Origin of the sequence: Lysobacter antibioticus, from assembly GCF_000731095.1 — a bacterium.
Lineage (GTDB): Bacteria > Pseudomonadota > Gammaproteobacteria > Xanthomonadales > Xanthomonadaceae > Lysobacter > Lysobacter antibioticus_B.
Window position 1 is genome coordinate 13,242 of the sequence record NZ_JMTZ01000068.1, and the last position, 16,839, is coordinate 30,080.

The 16,839-nt window shown below is 67.8% G+C and carries 19 protein-coding genes; 5 read left to right on the forward strand and 14 right to left on the reverse strand.

Features of this window, described 5'->3' with window-relative positions:
- Window positions 1–543: 543 nt before the first annotated feature.
- The 4 genes from EX88_RS0117770 to EX88_RS0117785 all read right to left on the reverse strand — a co-directional run bounded on the left by EX88_RS0117770 (window position 544) and on the right by EX88_RS0117785 (window position 3,068).
- Entirely contained in the window at window positions 544–1,008 is a 465-nt protein-coding gene (locus EX88_RS0117770) for a GNAT family N-acetyltransferase (RefSeq protein ID WP_031373337.1), read from the reverse strand.
- Between the two features lie 2 nt (window positions 1,009–1,010).
- Entirely contained in the window at window positions 1,011–1,577 is a 567-nt protein-coding gene (gene yeiP, locus EX88_RS0117775) for an elongation factor P-like protein YeiP (RefSeq protein ID WP_031373338.1), read from the reverse strand.
- 126 nt (window positions 1,578–1,703) lie between these two features.
- Window positions 1,704–2,474 carry an SDR family NAD(P)-dependent oxidoreductase gene (locus EX88_RS0117780; protein ID WP_031373339.1) on the reverse strand — a complete coding sequence of 257 codons (771 nt, stop codon included), beginning with the start codon at window positions 2,472–2,474 and terminating at the stop codon, window positions 1,704–1,706.
- A 111-nt stretch (window positions 2,475–2,585) separates the two neighbouring features.
- Window positions 2,586–3,068: a GNAT family N-acetyltransferase gene (locus tag EX88_RS0117785; RefSeq protein WP_031373340.1), complete on the reverse strand. Its 483-nt coding sequence runs from the start codon at window positions 3,066–3,068 to the stop codon at window positions 2,586–2,588.
- Window positions 3,069–3,382: 314 nt separating this feature from the next.
- Here EX88_RS0117785 and EX88_RS0117790 point away from each other — a divergent pair, with 314 nt between their 5' ends.
- Window positions 3,383–3,760: a hypothetical protein gene (locus tag EX88_RS0117790; RefSeq protein ID WP_031373341.1), complete on the forward strand. Its 378-nt coding sequence runs from the start codon at window positions 3,383–3,385 to the stop codon at window positions 3,758–3,760.
- Between the two features lie 88 nt (window positions 3,761–3,848).
- Window positions 3,849–4,286 carry a DUF4279 domain-containing protein gene (locus EX88_RS0117795; RefSeq protein WP_031373342.1) on the forward strand — a complete coding sequence of 146 codons (438 nt, stop codon included), beginning with the start codon at window positions 3,849–3,851 and terminating at the stop codon, window positions 4,284–4,286.
- Between the two features lie 19 nt (window positions 4,287–4,305).
- Here the strand turns inward: EX88_RS0117795 and EX88_RS23945 are convergent, their stop codons facing one another.
- The 6 genes from EX88_RS23945 to EX88_RS0117825 form a co-directional block, all read right to left on the reverse strand.
- Window positions 4,306–6,840 (reverse strand): sensor domain-containing protein, encoded by a 2,535-nt coding sequence (locus EX88_RS23945; RefSeq protein WP_051885264.1) that lies wholly within the window; start codon window positions 6,838–6,840, stop codon window positions 4,306–4,308.
- Window positions 6,841–6,887: 47 nt separating this feature from the next.
- Entirely contained in the window at window positions 6,888–7,784 is an 897-nt protein-coding gene (locus tag EX88_RS0117805; RefSeq protein ID WP_031373344.1) for a hydroxymethylglutaryl-CoA lyase, read from the reverse strand.
- Window positions 7,781–8,413 (reverse strand): hypothetical protein, encoded by a 633-nt coding sequence (locus tag EX88_RS0117810; protein WP_031373345.1) that lies wholly within the window; start codon window positions 8,411–8,413, stop codon window positions 7,781–7,783. The genes EX88_RS0117805 and EX88_RS0117810 overlap by 4 nt, the downstream gene beginning before the upstream one ends.
- Before the next feature lie 493 nt (window positions 8,414–8,906).
- Window positions 8,907–10,997 (reverse strand): acetyl/propionyl/methylcrotonyl-CoA carboxylase subunit alpha, encoded by a 2,091-nt coding sequence (locus tag EX88_RS0117815; protein WP_031373346.1) that lies wholly within the window; start codon window positions 10,995–10,997, stop codon window positions 8,907–8,909.
- 184 nt (window positions 10,998–11,181) lie between these two features.
- Window positions 11,182–11,571, reverse strand: coding sequence for a VOC family protein (locus tag EX88_RS0117820; protein ID WP_031373347.1), 390 nt, complete (start codon window positions 11,569–11,571; stop codon window positions 11,182–11,184).
- A 25-nt stretch (window positions 11,572–11,596) separates the two neighbouring features.
- On the reverse strand, window positions 11,597–12,379 hold the full coding sequence (locus EX88_RS0117825; protein ID WP_031373348.1) for an enoyl-CoA hydratase-related protein: 783 nt from the start codon (window positions 12,377–12,379) through the stop codon (window positions 11,597–11,599).
- 130 nt (window positions 12,380–12,509) lie between these two features.
- On the opposite strand from EX88_RS0117825, the gene EX88_RS0117830 reads away from it, so the two are divergent.
- Genes EX88_RS0117830 through EX88_RS0117840 form a run of 3 tightly spaced genes read left to right on the forward strand, consistent with a single transcriptional unit; the run spans window position 12,510 to window position 14,878 of the window.
- Window positions 12,510–12,764, forward strand: coding sequence for a FeoA family protein (locus EX88_RS0117830; protein ID WP_031373349.1), 255 nt, complete (start codon window positions 12,510–12,512; stop codon window positions 12,762–12,764).
- Window positions 12,761–14,632 carry a ferrous iron transporter B gene (feoB, locus tag EX88_RS0117835; protein ID WP_031373350.1) on the forward strand — a complete coding sequence of 624 codons (1,872 nt, stop codon included), beginning with the start codon at window positions 12,761–12,763 and terminating at the stop codon, window positions 14,630–14,632. Before EX88_RS0117830 ends, feoB begins: the two co-directional genes overlap by 4 nt.
- Before the next feature lie 3 nt (window positions 14,633–14,635).
- A complete protein-coding gene (locus EX88_RS0117840) occupies window positions 14,636–14,878 on the forward strand; it encodes a DUF6587 family protein (protein ID WP_031373351.1) in 243 nt (80 codons plus the stop codon).
- A gap of 87 nt (window positions 14,879–14,965) precedes the next feature.
- On the opposite strand, the gene EX88_RS0117845 is transcribed toward EX88_RS0117840, so the two are convergent.
- Genes EX88_RS0117845 through EX88_RS0117860 form a run of 4 tightly spaced genes read right to left on the reverse strand, consistent with a single transcriptional unit; the run spans window position 14,966 to window position 16,778 of the window.
- Entirely contained in the window at window positions 14,966–15,178 is a 213-nt protein-coding gene (locus tag EX88_RS0117845; RefSeq protein WP_031373352.1) for a hypothetical protein, read from the reverse strand.
- 30 nt (window positions 15,179–15,208) lie between these two features.
- Window positions 15,209–15,748: a hypothetical protein gene (locus EX88_RS0117850; protein WP_031373353.1), complete on the reverse strand. Its 540-nt coding sequence runs from the start codon at window positions 15,746–15,748 to the stop codon at window positions 15,209–15,211.
- 38 nt (window positions 15,749–15,786) lie between these two features.
- Window positions 15,787–16,161: a hypothetical protein gene (locus EX88_RS0117855; protein WP_031373354.1), complete on the reverse strand. Its 375-nt coding sequence runs from the start codon at window positions 16,159–16,161 to the stop codon at window positions 15,787–15,789.
- Window positions 16,158–16,778 carry a bactofilin family protein gene (locus EX88_RS0117860; protein WP_051885265.1) on the reverse strand — a complete coding sequence of 207 codons (621 nt, stop codon included), beginning with the start codon at window positions 16,776–16,778 and terminating at the stop codon, window positions 16,158–16,160. The genes EX88_RS0117855 and EX88_RS0117860 overlap by 4 nt, the downstream gene beginning before the upstream one ends.
- Between the last annotated feature and the right edge of the window lie 61 nt (window positions 16,779–16,839).

Below are 16,839 nucleotides of genomic sequence, written 5' to 3' on the forward strand. Positions count from 1 at the left end.
GCCTGAGCGGTACAGATTGCAGGTTTGTGGCAGCGTCGCGCCAGCGGGGCGGGTCACGTTTTCGCAAGCGCGCATGGGCGATCGACAGGGGAAGTTATGTGAGCGTCATCGCGGCGCGCGGATTCGGCGATGCTTTCGTTGCGCTCATGCCGGGATGCATATGCGCAAAATTGCAGCGTTTTGAGGCGTTTTCTCGGGGTGATGCAAGCGGCCGACGCGCCAGGGATAGCAGCGATGCAAGTCGCGATCACCCGATCGAAAGATTCGTGGAGAGCTTGCTTTCGTTTTCGCGGGTCACACCGCTCCTACGCGGCGCTGGCGGTCTTCTGTAGGAGCGACGTGAGTCGCGACCCACGTTGCGCGGAGGGTTTCGTCGTAGCCCGTGATTTCGAGGTCGCGGCTCACGCCGCTCCTACAAGAGCCGATGCACCAGGGGTAGGAGCGACGCAAGTCGCGACCCACGTTGCGCAGAGGGTTTCGTCGTAGCCGTGGTTTCGCGGTCGCGGCTCGCGCCGCTCCTACCCGGAGCGGGACGGACGCTGCTCAATCTCGCAACCACTTGGTCATCAGCCGGCGCGGATGCGCCGTATAGCCCGCGCGTTCGTAAATGCCGCGCGCATGGGCGTTGTCGTCGTTGACCTCGAGCCGCAAGGCCTCCAGGCCCTCGGCCCGGCATAGCGCTTCAATCTCGGCCAACGCCCGCTTGGCGAGGCCGCCGCCGCGATGCGCGGGCAACACGAACAATTCGTCGAGCAGGCCGTAGCGGCCGCCGAATTCCAGGCTGAAACAGAAACCGAGGACGAAATAGCCGGCGATCTCGCCGTCGCGTTCGATCAAACGCAGGCGGCCGGCAGTGGCGTCGGCCACCAACGTCGCGAGTGCGCGACGCAGGGCGGCCTCGTCCCAGGGCAGGTGCTCGACTTCGTAGAACTCGCGCAGCACCGGCAACAGACGCGGAAAGTCCGCGTCGGTCGCCGCTGCGAAACGATAGTCGGAACCTTGCGCCACGATCAGTCGGCGCGGCCGGCGAATTCGCCTGTGGCCGTGTTGACCAGCACGCGCTCGCCGTTGCCGATGTATTCCGGAACCATGATCTCGATACCGGTCTGCAACTTGGCCGGCTTCGGACGCTTGGTCGCGGTGCCGCCCTTGAGTTCCGGCGGGGTCTCGACCACTTCCAGGGCGACGCTGGCCGGCAGCTGCAGCGCCACCGGCTGGTCGTCGATGATCTGCACGTAGCAGCCGCTGAGATCGTCGACGATGTAGCCGGCGTCGTCGCCGACCACATCGGCATCGAGCGTATACGGCGTGTAGTCCTCGTCGTCGAGGAACACGAACGCGTCGCCGTCCTTGTACGAATAGGTGACCTGGCGGCGGGTCAGTTCGACTTCCTTGAGCTCGTCGTCGCCGCCGACGCTCAGGTCGAACTTGGTGCCGCCCGGAACCGAGTACATGGTGAAGCGGAACTTGACGTTGCCGCCGCGACCCTGCGGCGAGCTGCGTTCGATGTCGCGCACCTGGTACACGGTGTTGTTGTGCTCGATTACGTTACCTTTCTTGACGTCGTAGGCTTTCATGGTTTGGGGCCGGGAATGGGGAATGGGGAATGGGGAATAGAGAATCGTGAGAGCAGAAGCCAGCGAACGGGAACTAGAGAGGGAGCCGCTTTGCGATTCCCGATTCTCCATTCCCGATTCCCGGCTTTACTTCGGCGCCAACCGCGTCGCGCCGTCGAGGCGGATGGTCTCGCCGTTGAGGTAACGGTTGCCGAGGATGTAGGCGACCAGGTCGGCGAACTCCTCCGGCCGGCCGAGGCGCGAGGGGAAGGGGATCGAAGCGCTCAGCGACTGCTGCACCGAGTCCGGCATGCCGTCGACCATCGGGGTCCAGAAGATGCCCGGGGCGACCGTCATCACGCGGATGCCGAAGCGCGAAAATTCGCGCGCCATCGGCAGGGTCATGCCGACCACGCCGGCCTTCGAGGCCGAGTACGCGGCCTGGCCGATCTGGCCCTCGTAGGCGGCCACCGAGGCGGTGTTGACGATCACGCCGCGCTCGCCGTCTTCGCCGGCTTCGTTGTGCTGCATCAGGTTGGCCGCGGCCTTGGCGACGTTGAAGCTGCCGACCAGGTTGACCATGACCGTGGTCTGGAACTGCGACAGCGCCATCGGCGCGTCCTTGCCGAGCACGCGGCCGGCGCCGAGGATGCCGGCGCAGTTGATCGTCGCGTTCAAACCGCCGAGGAACTCCTTGGCGGTGCCGAGGTTGGCGGCCACGCCGGCTTCGTCGGTGACGTCGGTGCGGAAATAGCGGGCCTTGTCGGCGCCCAGTTCGGCGACGGCCAGCGCGCCCTTGTCGTCGTTGACGTCGAACAGGGCGACCTTGCCGCCGCGGGCGACCAGGTGCTGGGCCACGGCCAGGCCGAGGCCGGAAACGCCGCCGGTGATCACGGCGCGGACGTTGTCGAGTTGCATGAGCGGTCCTGAAGGCGGAAAGGGCGCCATTCTAAAGGACCCGCCGGGCCGGCGTCGGGGCAGGGTGCTGCAGTCCCTGTGGCCCGGTCGGGCCCGCCACGCCTTGCAAATCTAAACCGAGCGCAGATACCAGGTGTGGCTGCCGGGCAGTTCCCCGTAGCCCATCGGCGCCTCCAGCAGCTGGAAACTGTTGCCCTGCAGCAAGCGCTGGGCCTCGCTCATCCGGTCCAGCATCTCGGCATAGCACTGGCCGAAGCCGTAGCCGCGCGCCGTCAGCAGGCATTTGTCCAGCAGCGCCTGGCCCAGGCCCAGCCCGCGCACCGACGGCAGCAGGTAGAACTTGCGCAGCTCGCAGGTGCCGTCGTCGCCGCCGAGTAAGGGCGCGATGCCGGCGCCGCCGCCGAGCTTGCCGTCGCGTTCGACCACGAAATACGCGCTGCGCGGCCGGCTGTAGAAGCGCTGCATGGCATCCACTTCCGGGTCGCTGACCGAGCCGGCGCCGAATTCCGCCTGCACCTGCCGGGCGATGGCCGCCAGCGCGGCATCGTCGCGGGGCAGGATCGGACGCACTACGACACCGGGCGGCAAGGTCATGCGGGCGGAACTCTTCGAAGGGATCGGGCTACATCCTCGCTCAGGTCGGGGCGCTTGCGAAGATGTTGAGGCTGGCCGAGGGCGCAGGGAACCGCCTGGCGTGCGCCTCCGAACGCCCCGTGTCCGTATTGCCGCTGCGATTGCGTTTATGCGCGCGGCCGCTGGGCCTTGTCTGCTTGGCGAATCATTCTGGTTCTGTCGCAGATACAGGTTGGGTAGGCCGCGGAAATCCTGGTATGGCAGCATGTCGGCTCCGTCCGCCGTGCCGGCCAGGCCATCCGGCTCCCGCCCACAGCAGAGCAGAGGCCTGTTTCATGCAAGAAGGTTTGAGCGTCCTGGTAGCGCTAAGCGTCGCCCGTGCCCCCTATAACGCGCTGACCCCGGCGGTCGTATCCGAGTTCTGCACGCGGTACGGTCTTCCGCCCGAACAGTTTCAGCACCGGTTCGCGCGCTTCGTCGCCTGCGAGTTCGCCATGGGCGAGCTGTCCTATGCCGACGCCGACTGCGCCATCAACGATCTGGCCGCTTACGTCTGGCAGGACATACAAGGTCTGGTGCTCCGGATTTATCACGCTTTCGATAGCTGCGAGTATCGTCGTTCGCACGATGCTGAAGGTACGATTCCCTGGCAAAAATACACCCTGCCGGAAATCATGGCGTTGCTCGACGAGCAAGGCTGGCTCGTTGAATAGCCGCGACGACAGCGTTCGCCCGTATAGCCGTTGGTAACCGATCGCTCACTGCCTCGGATGCTCTGACATATGAAGATAAGGACAGTCGATGGGCGCTTTGGATCATTCATTCGCGACACTGCGCCTGTTCGGTGACGATCTCGTTCCGGACGCTATCAGCGCATTGCTGGGGGCGCAGCCGAGTGCAGCGGTAAGCAAGGGCGAAACGGTTGGAATAGGCGGCGATGGCGCCACCCGGATCGCTAAGACCGGCAGTTGGAGATTGAGAGCGACGAACCGGGAGCCGGAGGATCTGGAAGCGCAGGTGTTCGAAATTCTCGATCAATTGTCCGCCGACCCGAGCATCTGGCAATCGCTGGCGCGCTACGAACCCGATCTTTTCTGCGGCCTTTTCATGCGCAGCGGCAACGACGGTCTGGGCCTGTCCCCGAAGGCGTTGCTAGCGCTGGGCCAGCGAGGCATCGAGCTGATCCTGGACATCTACGACCCCGTCGACGAGGCCGACTCGGTGCAAGGGCCGCCTTGAGCTGAGGGGAGGCCGCGCCTCAACCCCGCATCCGGCCGAGGCAGTAGTCGCGTAGGTCGTTCGGGGCCAGCCCCGGCGCGAACAGGAAGCCTTGGCCGATGGCGACCCCGAGTTCGCGCAGGAAGGCGCGCTGGCGTTCGGTTTCGATGCCTTCGGCGACCAGGCCGAGGCCGAGGCTGCGGGCGATGCCGGTGACGGCCTGGCAGACGGCGACGTCGGACTGGTTGTCGGGCACGCCCTGGACGAACAACTGGCTCAGTTTGAGGCCGTGGATCGGCAGCCGGCGCAGGTAGTTGAGGGCGCTGTAGCCTTCGCCGAAATCGTCGATCGACAGGCTTACGCCGAGTTCGCGCAGGCGGGCGAAGGTGCGCACGGTGTCGGGGGCGTCCTCGATCAACACGCGCTCGGTGAATTCCAGTTCCAGGGCGCTGCCGGACAGGCCGTACTCGGACAAGGCCTCGGTGACGCTGTTGGCGAGGTCGTCGCCGAGGAACTGGCGATAGGACACGTTGACCGCGACCCGCTCGATGCGCAGGCCCTGGTCGCGCCACTCGCGCAACTGCCGGCAGGCCTCGTGCAGGACCCAGCCGCCGATGCCGACGATGTCGCCGGTGGTTTCGGCGTGGCCGATGAAACGGTCCGGGCGCATCTCGCCGAGCGAGCGGTTGCGCCAGCGGATCAGGGCCTCGACTGCGATCACGCTGCCGTCGCTGAGATCGACCTGCGGTTGATAGACCAGGTGCAGTTCGTCGTTGTGCACCGCGCGCCGCAGATGGGTTTCCAGTTGCAGGCGATGCAGTTGCTGTTCGGCCAGTTCGGGCGTGAACGCCTGCCAGCTGTTGCGGCCGCGGCGCTTGCTGTCGTACATGGCGACGTCGGCGCTCTGGATCAGCTGCTGGGCGGTGCGGCCGTCGAGCGGCGACTGGGCGATGCCGATGCTCGCGGTGATGCTGAACTCCTCGCCGTCGACGCGGAAGCTATCGCCGAAGGTTTCCAGAATGGAATCGGCGATGCGTTCGGCGCGCTGCGGCTCGCCGTCGAGCGAGCAGACCACCAGGAATTCGTCGCCGCCGAAGCGGGCGATCTGCGCGCGTTCGCCTACGGCCTGGCGGATGCGCCGCGCCGCCGATGCCAGCAGGCGGTCGCCGGCGGCATGGCCGAGCACGTCGTTGACGACCTTGAAGCGGTCGAGATCGATGTAGAGCACGGCGATGGGCGATTGCGGGAAAGTATCGAGGCGTTGTTCGAGTTCGGCCTGCACGGCGTCGCGGTTGAGCAGGCCGGTCAGCGGATCGCTGCGCGCCTGTACCCGCAGGTGTTCCTCTTCGAGCTTGCGCTCGGTGATGTCCTGCAGGGTGCCGGTGATGACCTGGCCGATCGGCTCGCCGGTGCCGGCGTCGCCGATGACGCGCACCCAGAAGCTGCTGCCGTCCGGGCGCAGGCCTTGCACTTCCAGGTCCAGGCCGCGGCCGTTGCCGAGGCTGCGTTCGAGCCCGTTGCGCAGGCGGTGGCGATCGAGCGGGCGCAGGCAGTTGAGCAGTTCCTCTATCGAAATCAGCGGCGTGTCGTAACCGAGGATATGAGTGGCTTCGTCGGTCAGGTACAGACGGTCGCGGCCTGAGTCCCATTCCCAGCCGCCGATGTGCGCCAGCGCCTGGGCGCGGTCGAACAGGGCGCTGTCGCGCTTGAGCGCGGTGACGTTGGAGAACAGCGCGAATACCTGGTGCGGGCGGTCGCCGCCGGCCGGGAAGCGCGGCACCGCGGTCACCGACAGCCAGATCAGCTCGCGGCGGTCGCGGTGGTACAGACCGAGCACGGTGCTTTCGACGATGCGGCCGGTCGACAGGGCGACCGTGGACGGATACTGGTCCCGGCTGAGTTCGTGGCCGCGCTCGTCGATCACCATCCACTGCCCGGAACGCAGTTCGTCGGCGATGCTTTCGCCGCTGTGCAACGACAGCAGGCGCATCGCCGCGCTGTTGGCATAGACGATGCGCAGGTTGTCGTCCTGCACGATCACGCCGCGATCGATCAGTTCGACCAACTCGCGGAAACGCAGCTCGGCTTCCTGGCGATTGCTGAGGTCGCGGGCGATGGCGATGATGCGGCGCTGGCCCTGATGGAGGAAGCCGGCCGAATGCACTTCGACCGGAAAGCGCGTGCCGTCGCCGCGCTTGTTGGTGACTTCGATGATGTAGCTCTGGCCGCGGTTCAGCGTTTCCCACACCGGGATCAAATGATCGCGCGGCAGTTCCGGATTGAGGATGTGGATCGGCTGGCCGAGGATCTCGTCGCGGATGCGCCGGTGCTCCTGGGTGCCGTGGCGGTTGATCTCGACCACGGTGCCTTCTTCGTCGAGCACGGTGACCAGGTCGGGAATCGCATCGAAGGCGGCACGATACAGGCAGGCGTGATCGGCTCCGGCGGCTTCGTGTCCGCTGCCGTTGCCGCCACGGCGCAAGGCCTCGGCGGCATCGTTGAGCACGCGGCGCAAGCCCGGATCGAGGGCGGGGTCGTCCAGTGCGCGTTCGAGCGCCGCCAGCGTATCCGCCACCGAGGCTTGCGCCGATGGCAGCGGAGTGTCCGCGGGCGCGCCGGGCTTCACGCGGCGAGGGCCTTGCCGACCTTGCTGCCGGTTTCGCGGCCGAGCAGGCCGGCCAGCCAGCGTCCGGTCTCGGCCAGCGCGTCGAGATCGACGCCGGTCTCGATGCCGAGCCCGTGCAGCATGTAGACCACGTCTTCGCTGGCGACGTTGCCGCTGGCGCCCTTGGCGTAGGGGCAGCCGCCGGTGCCGGAGACCGCCGAGTCGACCACGGCCACGCCTTCTTCCAGGCAGGCCAGGATGTTCGACAGGGCCTGGCCGTAGGTGTCGTGGAAATGCACGGCTAAGGCCGCGGTCGGCACTTCCGAGGCTACCGCCTTGAACATCGCTCGCGCCTTGCCCGGCGTGCCCACGCCGATGGTGTCGCCGAGGGAAACCTCGTAGCAGCCCATCGCATGCAGCGCGCGCGCCACGCGCACCACATCGGCGACCGGCACCGCGCCCTGGTAGGGGCAGCCGAGCACGGTCGAGACATAGCCGCGCACCGCGACGCCGTCGGCCTTGGCGCGCGCCATCACCGGTTCGAAGCGGGCCAGCGACTCGTCGATGCTGGCGTTGATGTTGGTGCGGTTGAACGCTTCCGAGGCCGCGGTGAACACCGCGATCTCTTCCACGCCGACCGCGCGTGCGCGTTCGTAGCCTTGTTCGTTCGGCACCAGCACCGGGTAATGCACGCCGGGCTTGCGATGGATGCCGGCGAAGACCTCGGCGGCGTCGGCGAGCTGCGGCACCCATTTCGGGCTGACGAAACTGGTCGCTTCGATGCTGCGCAGGCCGGTCGCCGACAGGCGATCGATCAGGGCGATCTTGTCGGCGGTGGCGATCTGCGTCTTCTCGTTCTGCAGTCCGTCGCGCGGACCGACTTCGACGATACGTACGGAAGCGGGCTGGGTCATCGTGTGTCCTTGGCGGTGGCGCGTTGCAGCACCATGGCTTTCTTGTCGGTGTCGTAGAGCAGACCGGCGTGCTCTTCGAGGGTGTCGCGCAGTTGTTGCGACGTGCCCTCGACCAGGGCGAAGCGGTCTTCGAGTTTGCGCCCGCGCAGGCTGCCGGCGGCGATCGCCGTAAGCGCGCGTTGCGAGTCGGGCAACCAGGCATTGGCTTGGTCGCCTTCGATGCGGTACAGGACCAGGAATACGGCGCCGGCCGGCGCGGTCTTGCTGAGTTGCTTCTGCTCGGCCCCGATCGCACGCTCGGCATCGGCGGGAGTCAGGACGATGTAGCGGTCGCGTCCGACTTTGAAACCGGTCAGGTCGAGTGCGACCGGTTGCTCGCGCAGGCCGGGCCAGTCTTCGGTATGGCAGCGCGCGTCGATACGGATGCGTTTGGCGATGCCGTCGGCGCGCAGGTTCCACTCGCCGGGCAGCTCCGGGTCGCAGCTGCGTTCTGTCACCGGCGAGCGCTCGAAGGCGACGCAGCCGCCCAGCAGGCCCAGGGATACCGCCAGGGCGCCGAGCAGCGCGCCGCGCCGGCGCGGCATGGCCGCGGACGAGGGCGGGGCGTGATCGGGCGGGGGCGCTTTCATCGAGGGCCGTTGGGTATGGCGGTAGGACCGAATGATCGGGCGTGAGAGCTCCGCTGCGAAAGGCATCATGAGCCCGGAAAGCGGCAAAGCTCAAGCGGGAGCCCGGGTTGCGCTATTGCAACCGCGGTTTTCCGGTTGCGGCCGCGGGCTGCGCCTCTATGCCCGTGCCGTCCCCCCACTACGCGCCTGCTACTCCCGCTATCCCGTGGTATTCCCCCTTTGGAAAAGGGGGTAGGGGGATTTGCTCCGCACGTCCCGACCGAAGTGTCCCGGAGCGCAAAGCAAATCCCCCGCGCGATGGGGTTCACAGCGGCATCGGACTTGCGTTGCGCGCCGCCCCCTTTGCAAAGGGGGCAATTTCCCGTCGATCCGCCATTCTTCGGCTGTCGCGCAGTCCCGTTATGCCGTGCTGCTCCCCCCCTTTGAAAAAGGGGGGCAGGGGGGATTTGCTCTTGCAACTCCAGCCGCAGCGCAAAGTCCCCGCCGCGTAGCCTCAGGCCGTTTCCAGCGTCGCCAGCACGGCGTCGGCTTCGACGAAATCGCCGGCCACTGCGCGCACTTCGGCGAGGATGCCGGCGCGCGGCGCCTTCAGGCTCAGCTCCATCTTCATCGCTTCGATCACCATCACTTCCTGGCCGGCCTCGACCGCATCGCCGGCGGCGAGCTTGACCACGACCACGCGGCCGGGCATCGGCGCGGTGACGTTGTTGCCGGAACCGGACGCGGCGCTGTGTTCGTGGCGGTACATGGGCACCGATTCCAGGCGCAGGCGGCGCTGGCCGTCGTGCATGACCACGCGGCCGCCGTTCTCGGTCAGGCCGTCGCCAAACGCGGTCAGGCGACGGGCGCGGCCGTCGATGCGCAGGCTCAGTTCGGCGCCGTCGAGGCGCGCACCCTGGACCTGGTGTTGAACGTCGGCGAGCGCGGGAATCTCGATGCGGTAATCGCCGCCGCTGCCGTGCGCCTGCAACTCCAGGCGCTCGTCGCGCTGGACGAAGGCCAGGCTGCGGCGGCCGCCGTGGCCGAGGCGCCAGCCATCGGCGATCGCCCACGGCGAATCCGGGCGGCGGCCGCCGTGGCCGAGGCGCCAGCCATCGGCGATCGCCCACGGCGAATCCGGGTCGTTGGAGGCGGCGGCGTTATCGCGGCTGCGGCGTTCCTGCGCCAGCAGCTGGACCACGGTCGCGCCGATCAGCAGGTCGCGGTCGCCGGCGGCGTCGACCTGCGCCGAGGGCATGAATTCCTCGAGATGACGATCCAGATAACCGGTGTCGATACGGCCCTCGACTACCGCGGGATGGCGGACGAGGCGTTCGAGAAATTCGATGTTCGACTTCGGCCCGGCGATCTCGCATTGGGCGAGCGCGCCGCGCAGGCGCGCCAGCGCGCGCGGACGGTCCTGGTCGAACACGATCAGCTTGGCGATCATCGGGTCGTAGAAGATCGTCACCGTGTCGCCTTCGATCACGCCCGAATCCAGGCGCACATGGGCGTCGGCGGACGGCAGGCGCAAGCGCTCCAGCTTGCCCGAGCCCGGCAGGAAGCCGGCTTCGGGGTCTTCGGCATACAAACGCACTTCGATCGCGTGGCCGTGCTGGCCGATGCTGTCCTGCGCGCGCGGCAGGGCTTCGCCGGCGGCGACGCGCAACTGCCACTCGACCAGGTCCAGGCCGGTGACGAGCTCGGTGACCGGATGCTCGACCTGCAGGCGGGTGTTGATTTCCATGAAATAGAAACCGCCGTCCTGTCCGACGATGAACTCGACGGTGCCGGCGTTGACGTAGTCGATCGCTTGCCCGGCCAACACCGCCGCCGCGCCCATCGTCGCGCGCAGTTCGGCGCTGAGGAACGGCGACGGCGATTCTTCCAGCACCTTCTGGTAGCGGCGCTGGGCCGAGCACTCGCGCTCGTTGAGGTGGATCACCTGGCCGTGGCGGTCGCCGAAGATCTGGATCTCGATGTGGCGCGGGCGTTCGACATAGCGTTCGAGCAGCACGCGGTCGCGGCCGAAGGCGTTGCGCGCCTCGCGCTGGCAGCTTTCCAGCAGGGCGAGGAATTCTTCGCTGTCGCGCACGATGCGCATGCCCTTGCCGCCGCCGCCGTGCGCGGCCTTGATCATCAGCGGATAGCCGATGCGGTCGGCTTCGCCGTGCAGCAGCGCCGGGTCCTGGTTCTCGCCGGTATAACCCGGCACCACCGGCACGCCGGCGGCCTGCATCAGTTCCTTGGCGCCGGCCTTGCTGCCCATCTTGCGCATCGAGGCGGCCTTGGGGCCGATGAAGGCGATGCCCGCGGCCTCGACCGCGTCGGCGAAGTCGGCGTTCTCGCTGAGGAAGCCGTAGCCGGGGTGGATCGCCTGGGCGCCGCAGCGCAGCGCCACCTCGATGATCGCGTCGCCGCGCAGATAGCTGTCGGCCGGGCGCGGGCCGCCGATCGGATAGGCCTCGTCGGCCTGGCGCACGTGTTGGGCGTCTGCGTCGGCCTCGGAATACACCGCGACGGTGCGGATGCCGAGGGTGCGGCAAGTGCGGATGACGCGACAGGCGATCTCGCCGCGGTTGGCGATCAGGATTTTTTCAAACATGAAGGAGCACGCCGATCGGGCGCCGCAGCGCAGGGTGGAAGGAGGCCGCGCTGCGAACGGGTCGCGCGCGGTCTGCGTATTTTCGCCTAAGCATCGGCGCGGTGGGGCGGTTGGGATATCTGTGCCACGGCGCCGCTCGCGGCACGCCGTCGCAATACCGCGATGCGGTGCTGCGCGGTCGCCATCAGGCGGCCGGTGCGTGGCACACGGCCTCGACGTTGTTGCCGTCGGGGTCGATCACGTAGGCGCCGTAGTAGTCGGGGTGGTAATGCGGACGCACGCCCGGTGCGCCGTTGTCGGTGGCGCCGGCGGCCAGGGCCTCGGCGTGGAAGGCGTCGACCTGGGCGCGGCTGCCGGCGCTGAAGGCCACGTGGGTATCGCCGGAGGGCTTGCGGCCCTTGCTGATCCAGAACGCGGGACGCTGCGGCGGGCCGAAACCGAAGACCTCGTCGCCGCCGGTGATTTCCTTGCCGATCGTCGTTACCAGGCCGTAGCCCAGCGGAGCCAGCGCGCGCAAATAGAAATCGCGGCTGCGCAGGTGGTCGGCGGCGGACAAACCGAGATGGTCGAGCATGGGACGCTCCTTGGCGCACGGGCCTTTACGGGCACCAGTGGGCTTTGCGCTTGTCGAGGAAGGCCGACAGACCTTCCTGGCCCTCGGACGATACGCGCAGCGCCGCGATGAGCGCGGCATTGTCGGCGTCCAGGCGGGCGCCGTCGCGTTCGCCGGCGACGCGGCGGACCAGGGTCTTGGCCTGGGCGGCGGCGTGCGGGCCGGCCTTGAGCAACAGCGCGATCTGCTGCGCGACCGCGGCGTCGAGGGCGTCCTCGGCGACCACCTCGTGGAGCAGGCCGATGCGCAGGGCGGTGGCGGCGTCGAAGATTTCCGCGGTCGCGAACCAGCGCCGCGACTCGCGCGCGCCGATCGCCTCGATCACGTACGGCGAGATCACCGCCGGCAGCAGGCCCAGCTTGCTTTCGGTCAGGCCGAACTTGGCCGCCGGGGCGGCGAGGGCGATGTCGCAGCAGGCGACCAGGCCGACGCCGCCACCGAAGGCGGCGCCATGGACCCGGGCGATGGTCGGCTTGGGCAATTCGTTGAGGGTGCGCATCAAGCGCGCCAGGGCCAGGGCATCCTCGCGGTTGGCCGCTTCGCTGGCCGCGGCCATGCCGCGCATCCAGTTGAGATCGGCGCCGGCCGAGAACGAAGCGCCTTCGCCCTCGATCACCACCACGCGCACCTCGTCGTCGCCGGCGACGGCTTCCAACGCACCGGTCAGCGCCGCGATCAGGATGGCGTCGAAGGCGTTGTGCAACTCCGGACGATTCAGGCGCAGGCGGGCGACGGGGCCCTCGCGCAGGCTCAGCAGCGGATGCGACATGGGGGATGAGGAGTTTGTAGGAGTTGGCGAATGATACCGTTCAGCTTGCCGCGTCCGCTCCTGTACGGTCGGCGGTGATAGAATGAGAACAATTCCCATTTGGGACGCCACCGTTCGTGGAAGCCACCCTTTGAAGCTGTCCGAACTGCCGCGCCGCACCGCGGCCACGGTCGAGTCCGTCGATGACCAGATTGCCAACGACACCATCGCAAGACGCCTGCGCGAACTCGGTTTCGTCAGCGGCGAGCGGGTCGAAGTAGTGGCCGCCGGTCCGCTCTCGGCCGAGCCCTTGCTGGTCCAGGTCGGCTATACGCGCTTCGCCCTGCGCCGCAGCGAGGCCGCGCGCGTGCAGGTGAAGTTGCTGGACGCGGAGCCGCGCTCATGACCGCCGCCGTCGCCGAACCCCTGCGCGTGGCCCTGGTCGGCAACCCGAACTGCGGCAAGACCGCGCTGTTCAACCTGCTGACCGGCAGCCGCCAGAAAGTCGCCAACTACGCCGGTGTCACCGTCGAGCGCAAGGAAGGCCGGCTGCGTGCGCCTTCGGGCCGCACCTACGCCGTGCTCGATCTGCCTGGTGCCTACAGCCTGCAGGCGGCGAGCCTGGACGAAGCGGTCACCCGCGACCTGGTGCGCGGCTTCTATCCCGGCGAGCGCGCGCCCGACGTGCTGCTGTGCGTGGTCGATGCCACCAACCTGCGCCTGCACCTGCGTTTCGCCCTGGAGCTGCGCGAACTCGGCCGGCCGATGGTGGTGGCGATCAACATGATGGACGCGGCCAAGCGCCGCGGCATCGAGATCGACCTGGCCGCGCTCGAGCGCGAGCTCGGCGTGCCGGTGGTGCCGACGGTCGCGGTCAAGCGCGACGGCGCCCATGCGCTGGTCGCCATGCTCGATCGCATCGCGGTCGAGCCGCGCGAACCGCACGAGCCGCGCGTGCGCCTCGGCGAAGGCGCCGACCTGCATGCCGAAACCCGCCGTCTGCTCGCCTTGACGGTGACCATGCCCACCCGCACCGCCAAGGTCGACGACGTGCTCGACCGCTGGCTGTTGCATCCGGTGCTGGGCTTGCTGACCCTGGCGGTGGTGATGTTCCTGATCTTCCAGGCGGTGTACGCCTGGGCGACGCCGTTGATGGACGGCATCGAGGCGGTCACCGCCTGGGTCGGCGAATGGGTCAAGGCGGCCCTGCCGGAAGGGCCGCTGCGCAGCCTGTTGGTCGAGGGCATCATCGCCGGCCTCGGCGGGGTGATCGTGTTCCTGCCGCAGATCCTGATCCTGTTCGCCTTCATCCTGGCGCTGGAGGAGTCGGGCTATCTGCCGCGCGCGGCGTTCCTGCTCGACCGCATGATGGCCAGCGCCGGTCTGTCCGGGCGCTCGTTCATCCCCTTGTTGTCGAGCTTCGCCTGCGCCATCCCCGGGATCATGGCGACGCGGTCGATCCAGGACCCGCGAGACCGCCTGGCGACGATCCTGGTCGCGCCCTTGATGACCTGTTCGGCGCGCCTGCCGGTGTACGCCTTGCTGATCGGTGCGTTCATTCCGCAGCGCGAGGTCTGGGGCATGTTGAACCTGCAGGGGCTGGTGCTGTTCGGCCTGTACATGGCCGGCATCCTCAGCGCGCTGATGGTGTCGTGGGTGATGAAGAAGTGGCGCCGCGACAAGAGCGAACACGCCTTGTTGCTGGAGCTGCCCTCGTACCGCATACCGCATCCGCGCGATCTGTTGATCGGCCTGTGGGAGCGCGCCTGGATCTTCCTGCGCCGGGTCGGCGGCATCATTCTGTCGCTGACCATCCTGCTGTGGTTCCTGCTGTCGTTCCCGGGCGCGCCCGAGGGCGCGACCATGCCGGCCATCGACTACAGCTTCGCCGGCCGCATCGGCCACGCCATGACCGCGGTGTTCGCGCCGATCGGTTTCAACTGGCAGATCTGCATCGCTCTGATCCCGGGCATGGCCGCGCGCGAAGTCGCGGTGGCCTCGCTGGCGACGGTGTACGCCTTGTCGGCGGCCGACGACGAAGCCGCGGCGCAGGCGCTGAGCCCGATCATCACCGACACCTGGTCGTTGGCGACCGCCTTGTCCTTGCTGGTGTGGTTCATCTACGCACCGCAGTGCCTGTCGACCCTGGCGACGATCCGCCGCGAGACCAATTCGTGGAAGCAGGTGGCGATCAGCGCCGGCTATCTGTTCGCGCTGGCCTACCTGGCCTCGTTGTTGACCTATCAGGTCGCCGTCGCCTTGGGAGCGGGCTGAGCCATGGACGCCGGGCTGTTCGCGCAGTATGTGGTGATCGCGATTGCGGTGCTCGCCAGCGCCGTGGTCGTTGCGCGCAAACAGTTCCCCGGCGGCGTGCGCCGCCTGCGCGTGGCCTGCGCCTTGCCGCTGGTGCGCGACGGCCGGCCGCCGTGGCTGCGCCGGATCGGCAAGGCGATCGCGCCGGCGCCGCGCGCGGCCGGGCCGAATTGCGCCGGTTGCGACAACTGCGGGCCGTCGGACTGAGCCCGCAGTATCCGCTGGCATCAAACGCAACGAAGCCCCGCCATGAGCGGGGCTTCGTTGTTTACGCCGATGGGAACCCCAGGCCGCTCAGCGTTTCGAACGCGGCAACTGCGGCGGTTCCTGTCCGGACGCGGCCTGCTGTTGTTGCTGCTGTTGTCCCTGCGCCTGAGCGACTTCCTGCACCTGCGGCGGGTGCTTGCCGTCGGCGCCGAACTTGTAGGAGACGTTGATCTCCGGCTGTGCCACGTCCTTCATCGACTGGGTGAAATCGATCGCCGGCGTCAGCGAGCACTCGTGCATGACGTCGTTCGGGCTGGAGGCGTGCGGCCATCAATTGCTGCGGCTGCGCAGGTAAGCCTGCACTTCCTGCAGATAGGTCTCGGCTTCCTTGCGGTGGGCCGGGGCGAGTTCGCTGCCGAAGCGGCTCTTGCCCTCGTGCAGTTGCACGTAGGCGGCAACGCTGCCGTCGTCGCGCAGGAAGTCGAAGATCGCGATGAAGTCGTTGGCCGCCGGCTCGTTGAAGGCGCCGGCGGCGCGCAAGGGGCTGAGGATGCGCAGCCGCTCGGTGAGGTTTTCCGACACCCGCAGCATCGCGATGTGCAGGGTGCGGTTGATCTCGTCGTACTCGACCGGCGGCGTGCCGGTCCATTCGTCCTGGCGCCAGGCCTTGATCAGGTCGGCCACCGTCGGCGCATCCAGGTCGGCGAGCATTTCGGCCGCGGCCTTGCCGATCCCGCGGACGGCGTGACGGTCGAACCAGGACTGCCAATCGTCGAACGATACCGGGCGCGCCGGCGTGGAATTCATGAAAGCTTCGTACTGCTCGTGGCTCAGCGTGAATCTCGCGTACAGCGAAGCGGGTTGCGACATCGAAAGGGGTCCTTTCCTGTTACCGACGCGCAGACGCCTCAGCGTCGCAGGCGCCCTTTGTTCGCGGCCTTATAGCCGACCGCTTCGAACGCTTCGACCGCCAGGGTGAAAGTACGTTCCTCGCCGGGGAGCAGGGCGCCGACGCCGACGACCTGGCGAGTGATCTCTTCGCCGCGGTCGTTGCGGATCGACAGCACCATGGAGTACTCCCACGCGCCGTCGCTCGGCGGATGCCGAATCGTGCCCTCGACATGCAGCGGCGAGAATCTCGCCGCTGTCTGTTGCGATGCGTCCGAATCGAAGCGCAAGTGGTGCCGGCACGCCGGACAGACGCTCGCGCTTTCGAGGATCGTCGCCTTGCAATGCGGACAAATGCGCGTCGCCCCGGGCAGGCCCTGGCGGACGGCGCTCATGAGTCGGCGCCGGTCTCCGTCTTGGCGGCGCCGTTCTTGTCGCTCTTGCCGCCTTCGTTGCGCCCGCTTTCGTTGCGCGGGGCGGGCTTGGCGGCGTCCTTGTCGTCCCAGCCGAACTCGACCTGGCCGCGCATGCGCGAACCGGCCGCGACCGTCATCACCGCCGCCTTGACGTCGCCGATCATCGCGCCGCTGTCGAGCAGTTCGACGCGCTGCGCCGATTCGATGTTGCCTTCGAGCTCGCCGGCGATCACGACCTTGCGAGCGCGCACGCCGCCGTTGAGCTTGGCGCCGAGTTCGACGGTCAGGTCGCCGTCGACCTGGACGTCGCCCTTGAAGCGGCCGGCGATGCGGATGTGGCCGGAGCCCTGGATCTTGCCTTCGATCGACAGGTCGGAGGCGATCAGCGATTCCTTGACCGTTTCGCGTTCGACCGCGCGCGGGGCCGGAGCGGGCGCCGGCGTCGGTGCGGCCGCGTAGGGAGCGGGCGTGGGCGAAGCTTGTCCAAACGAGAATTCGGTGGCCGCGTCGGGTTCTTTCTTGAGCGCGGTTTCCGGCTGCAACGGCGGTACCGGATTGTCGCGCTTGGGCGGAGCAGGCTGATTGAAGATGGCCATGACGCGGTGTTCCTCAGGTCGGGGGATCAGGTGATGACACGCGTGAACTTCGGAGCCTAAC

What these genes read in the sequence shown, in the direction of transcription:
- EX88_RS0117810 (WP_031373345.1), bottom strand. Translation starts at nt 8,413, where the DNA reads ATGAAAGCGCCCCCGCCCGATCACGCCCCGCCCTCGTCCGCGGCCATG.
- EX88_RS0117845 (WP_031373352.1), bottom strand. Translation starts at nt 15,178, where the DNA reads ATGCACGAGTGCTCGCTGACGCCGGCGATCGATTTCACCCAGTCGATG.
- EX88_RS0117795 (WP_031373342.1), top strand. Translation starts at nt 3,849, where the DNA reads ATGGGCGCTTTGGATCATTCATTCGCGACACTGCGCCTGTTCGGTGAC.
- EX88_RS0117780 (WP_031373339.1), bottom strand. Translation starts at nt 2,474, where the DNA reads ATGCAACTCGACAACGTCCGCGCCGTGATCACCGGCGGCGTTTCCGGC.
- EX88_RS0117860 (WP_051885265.1), bottom strand. Translation starts at nt 16,778, where the DNA reads ATGGCCATCTTCAATCAGCCTGCTCCGCCCAAGCGCGACAATCCGGTA.
- EX88_RS0117855 (WP_031373354.1), bottom strand. Translation starts at nt 16,161, where the DNA reads ATGAGCGCCGTCCGCCAGGGCCTGCCCGGGGCGACGCGCATTTGTCCG.
- EX88_RS0117790 (WP_031373341.1), top strand. Translation starts at nt 3,383, where the DNA reads ATGCAAGAAGGTTTGAGCGTCCTGGTAGCGCTAAGCGTCGCCCGTGCC.
- EX88_RS0117820 (WP_031373347.1), bottom strand. Translation starts at nt 11,571, where the DNA reads ATGCTCGACCATCTCGGTTTGTCCGCCGCCGACCACCTGCGCAGCCGC.
- EX88_RS0117825 (WP_031373348.1), bottom strand. Translation starts at nt 12,379, where the DNA reads ATGTCGCATCCGCTGCTGAGCCTGCGCGAGGGCCCCGTCGCCCGCCTG.
- EX88_RS0117840 (WP_031373351.1), top strand. Translation starts at nt 14,636, where the DNA reads ATGGACGCCGGGCTGTTCGCGCAGTATGTGGTGATCGCGATTGCGGTG.
- EX88_RS0117805 (WP_031373344.1), bottom strand. Translation starts at nt 7,784, where the DNA reads ATGACCCAGCCCGCTTCCGTACGTATCGTCGAAGTCGGTCCGCGCGAC.
- yeiP (WP_031373338.1), bottom strand. Translation starts at nt 1,577, where the DNA reads ATGAAAGCCTACGACGTCAAGAAAGGTAACGTAATCGAGCACAACAAC.
- EX88_RS0117850 (WP_031373353.1), bottom strand. Translation starts at nt 15,748, where the DNA reads ATGTCGCAACCCGCTTCGCTGTACGCGAGATTCACGCTGAGCCACGAG.
- feoB (WP_031373350.1), top strand. Translation starts at nt 12,761, where the DNA reads ATGACCGCCGCCGTCGCCGAACCCCTGCGCGTGGCCCTGGTCGGCAAC.
- EX88_RS0117785 (WP_031373340.1), bottom strand. Translation starts at nt 3,068, where the DNA reads ATGACCTTGCCGCCCGGTGTCGTAGTGCGTCCGATCCTGCCCCGCGAC.
- EX88_RS0117815 (WP_031373346.1), bottom strand. Translation starts at nt 10,997, where the DNA reads ATGTTTGAAAAAATCCTGATCGCCAACCGCGGCGAGATCGCCTGTCGC.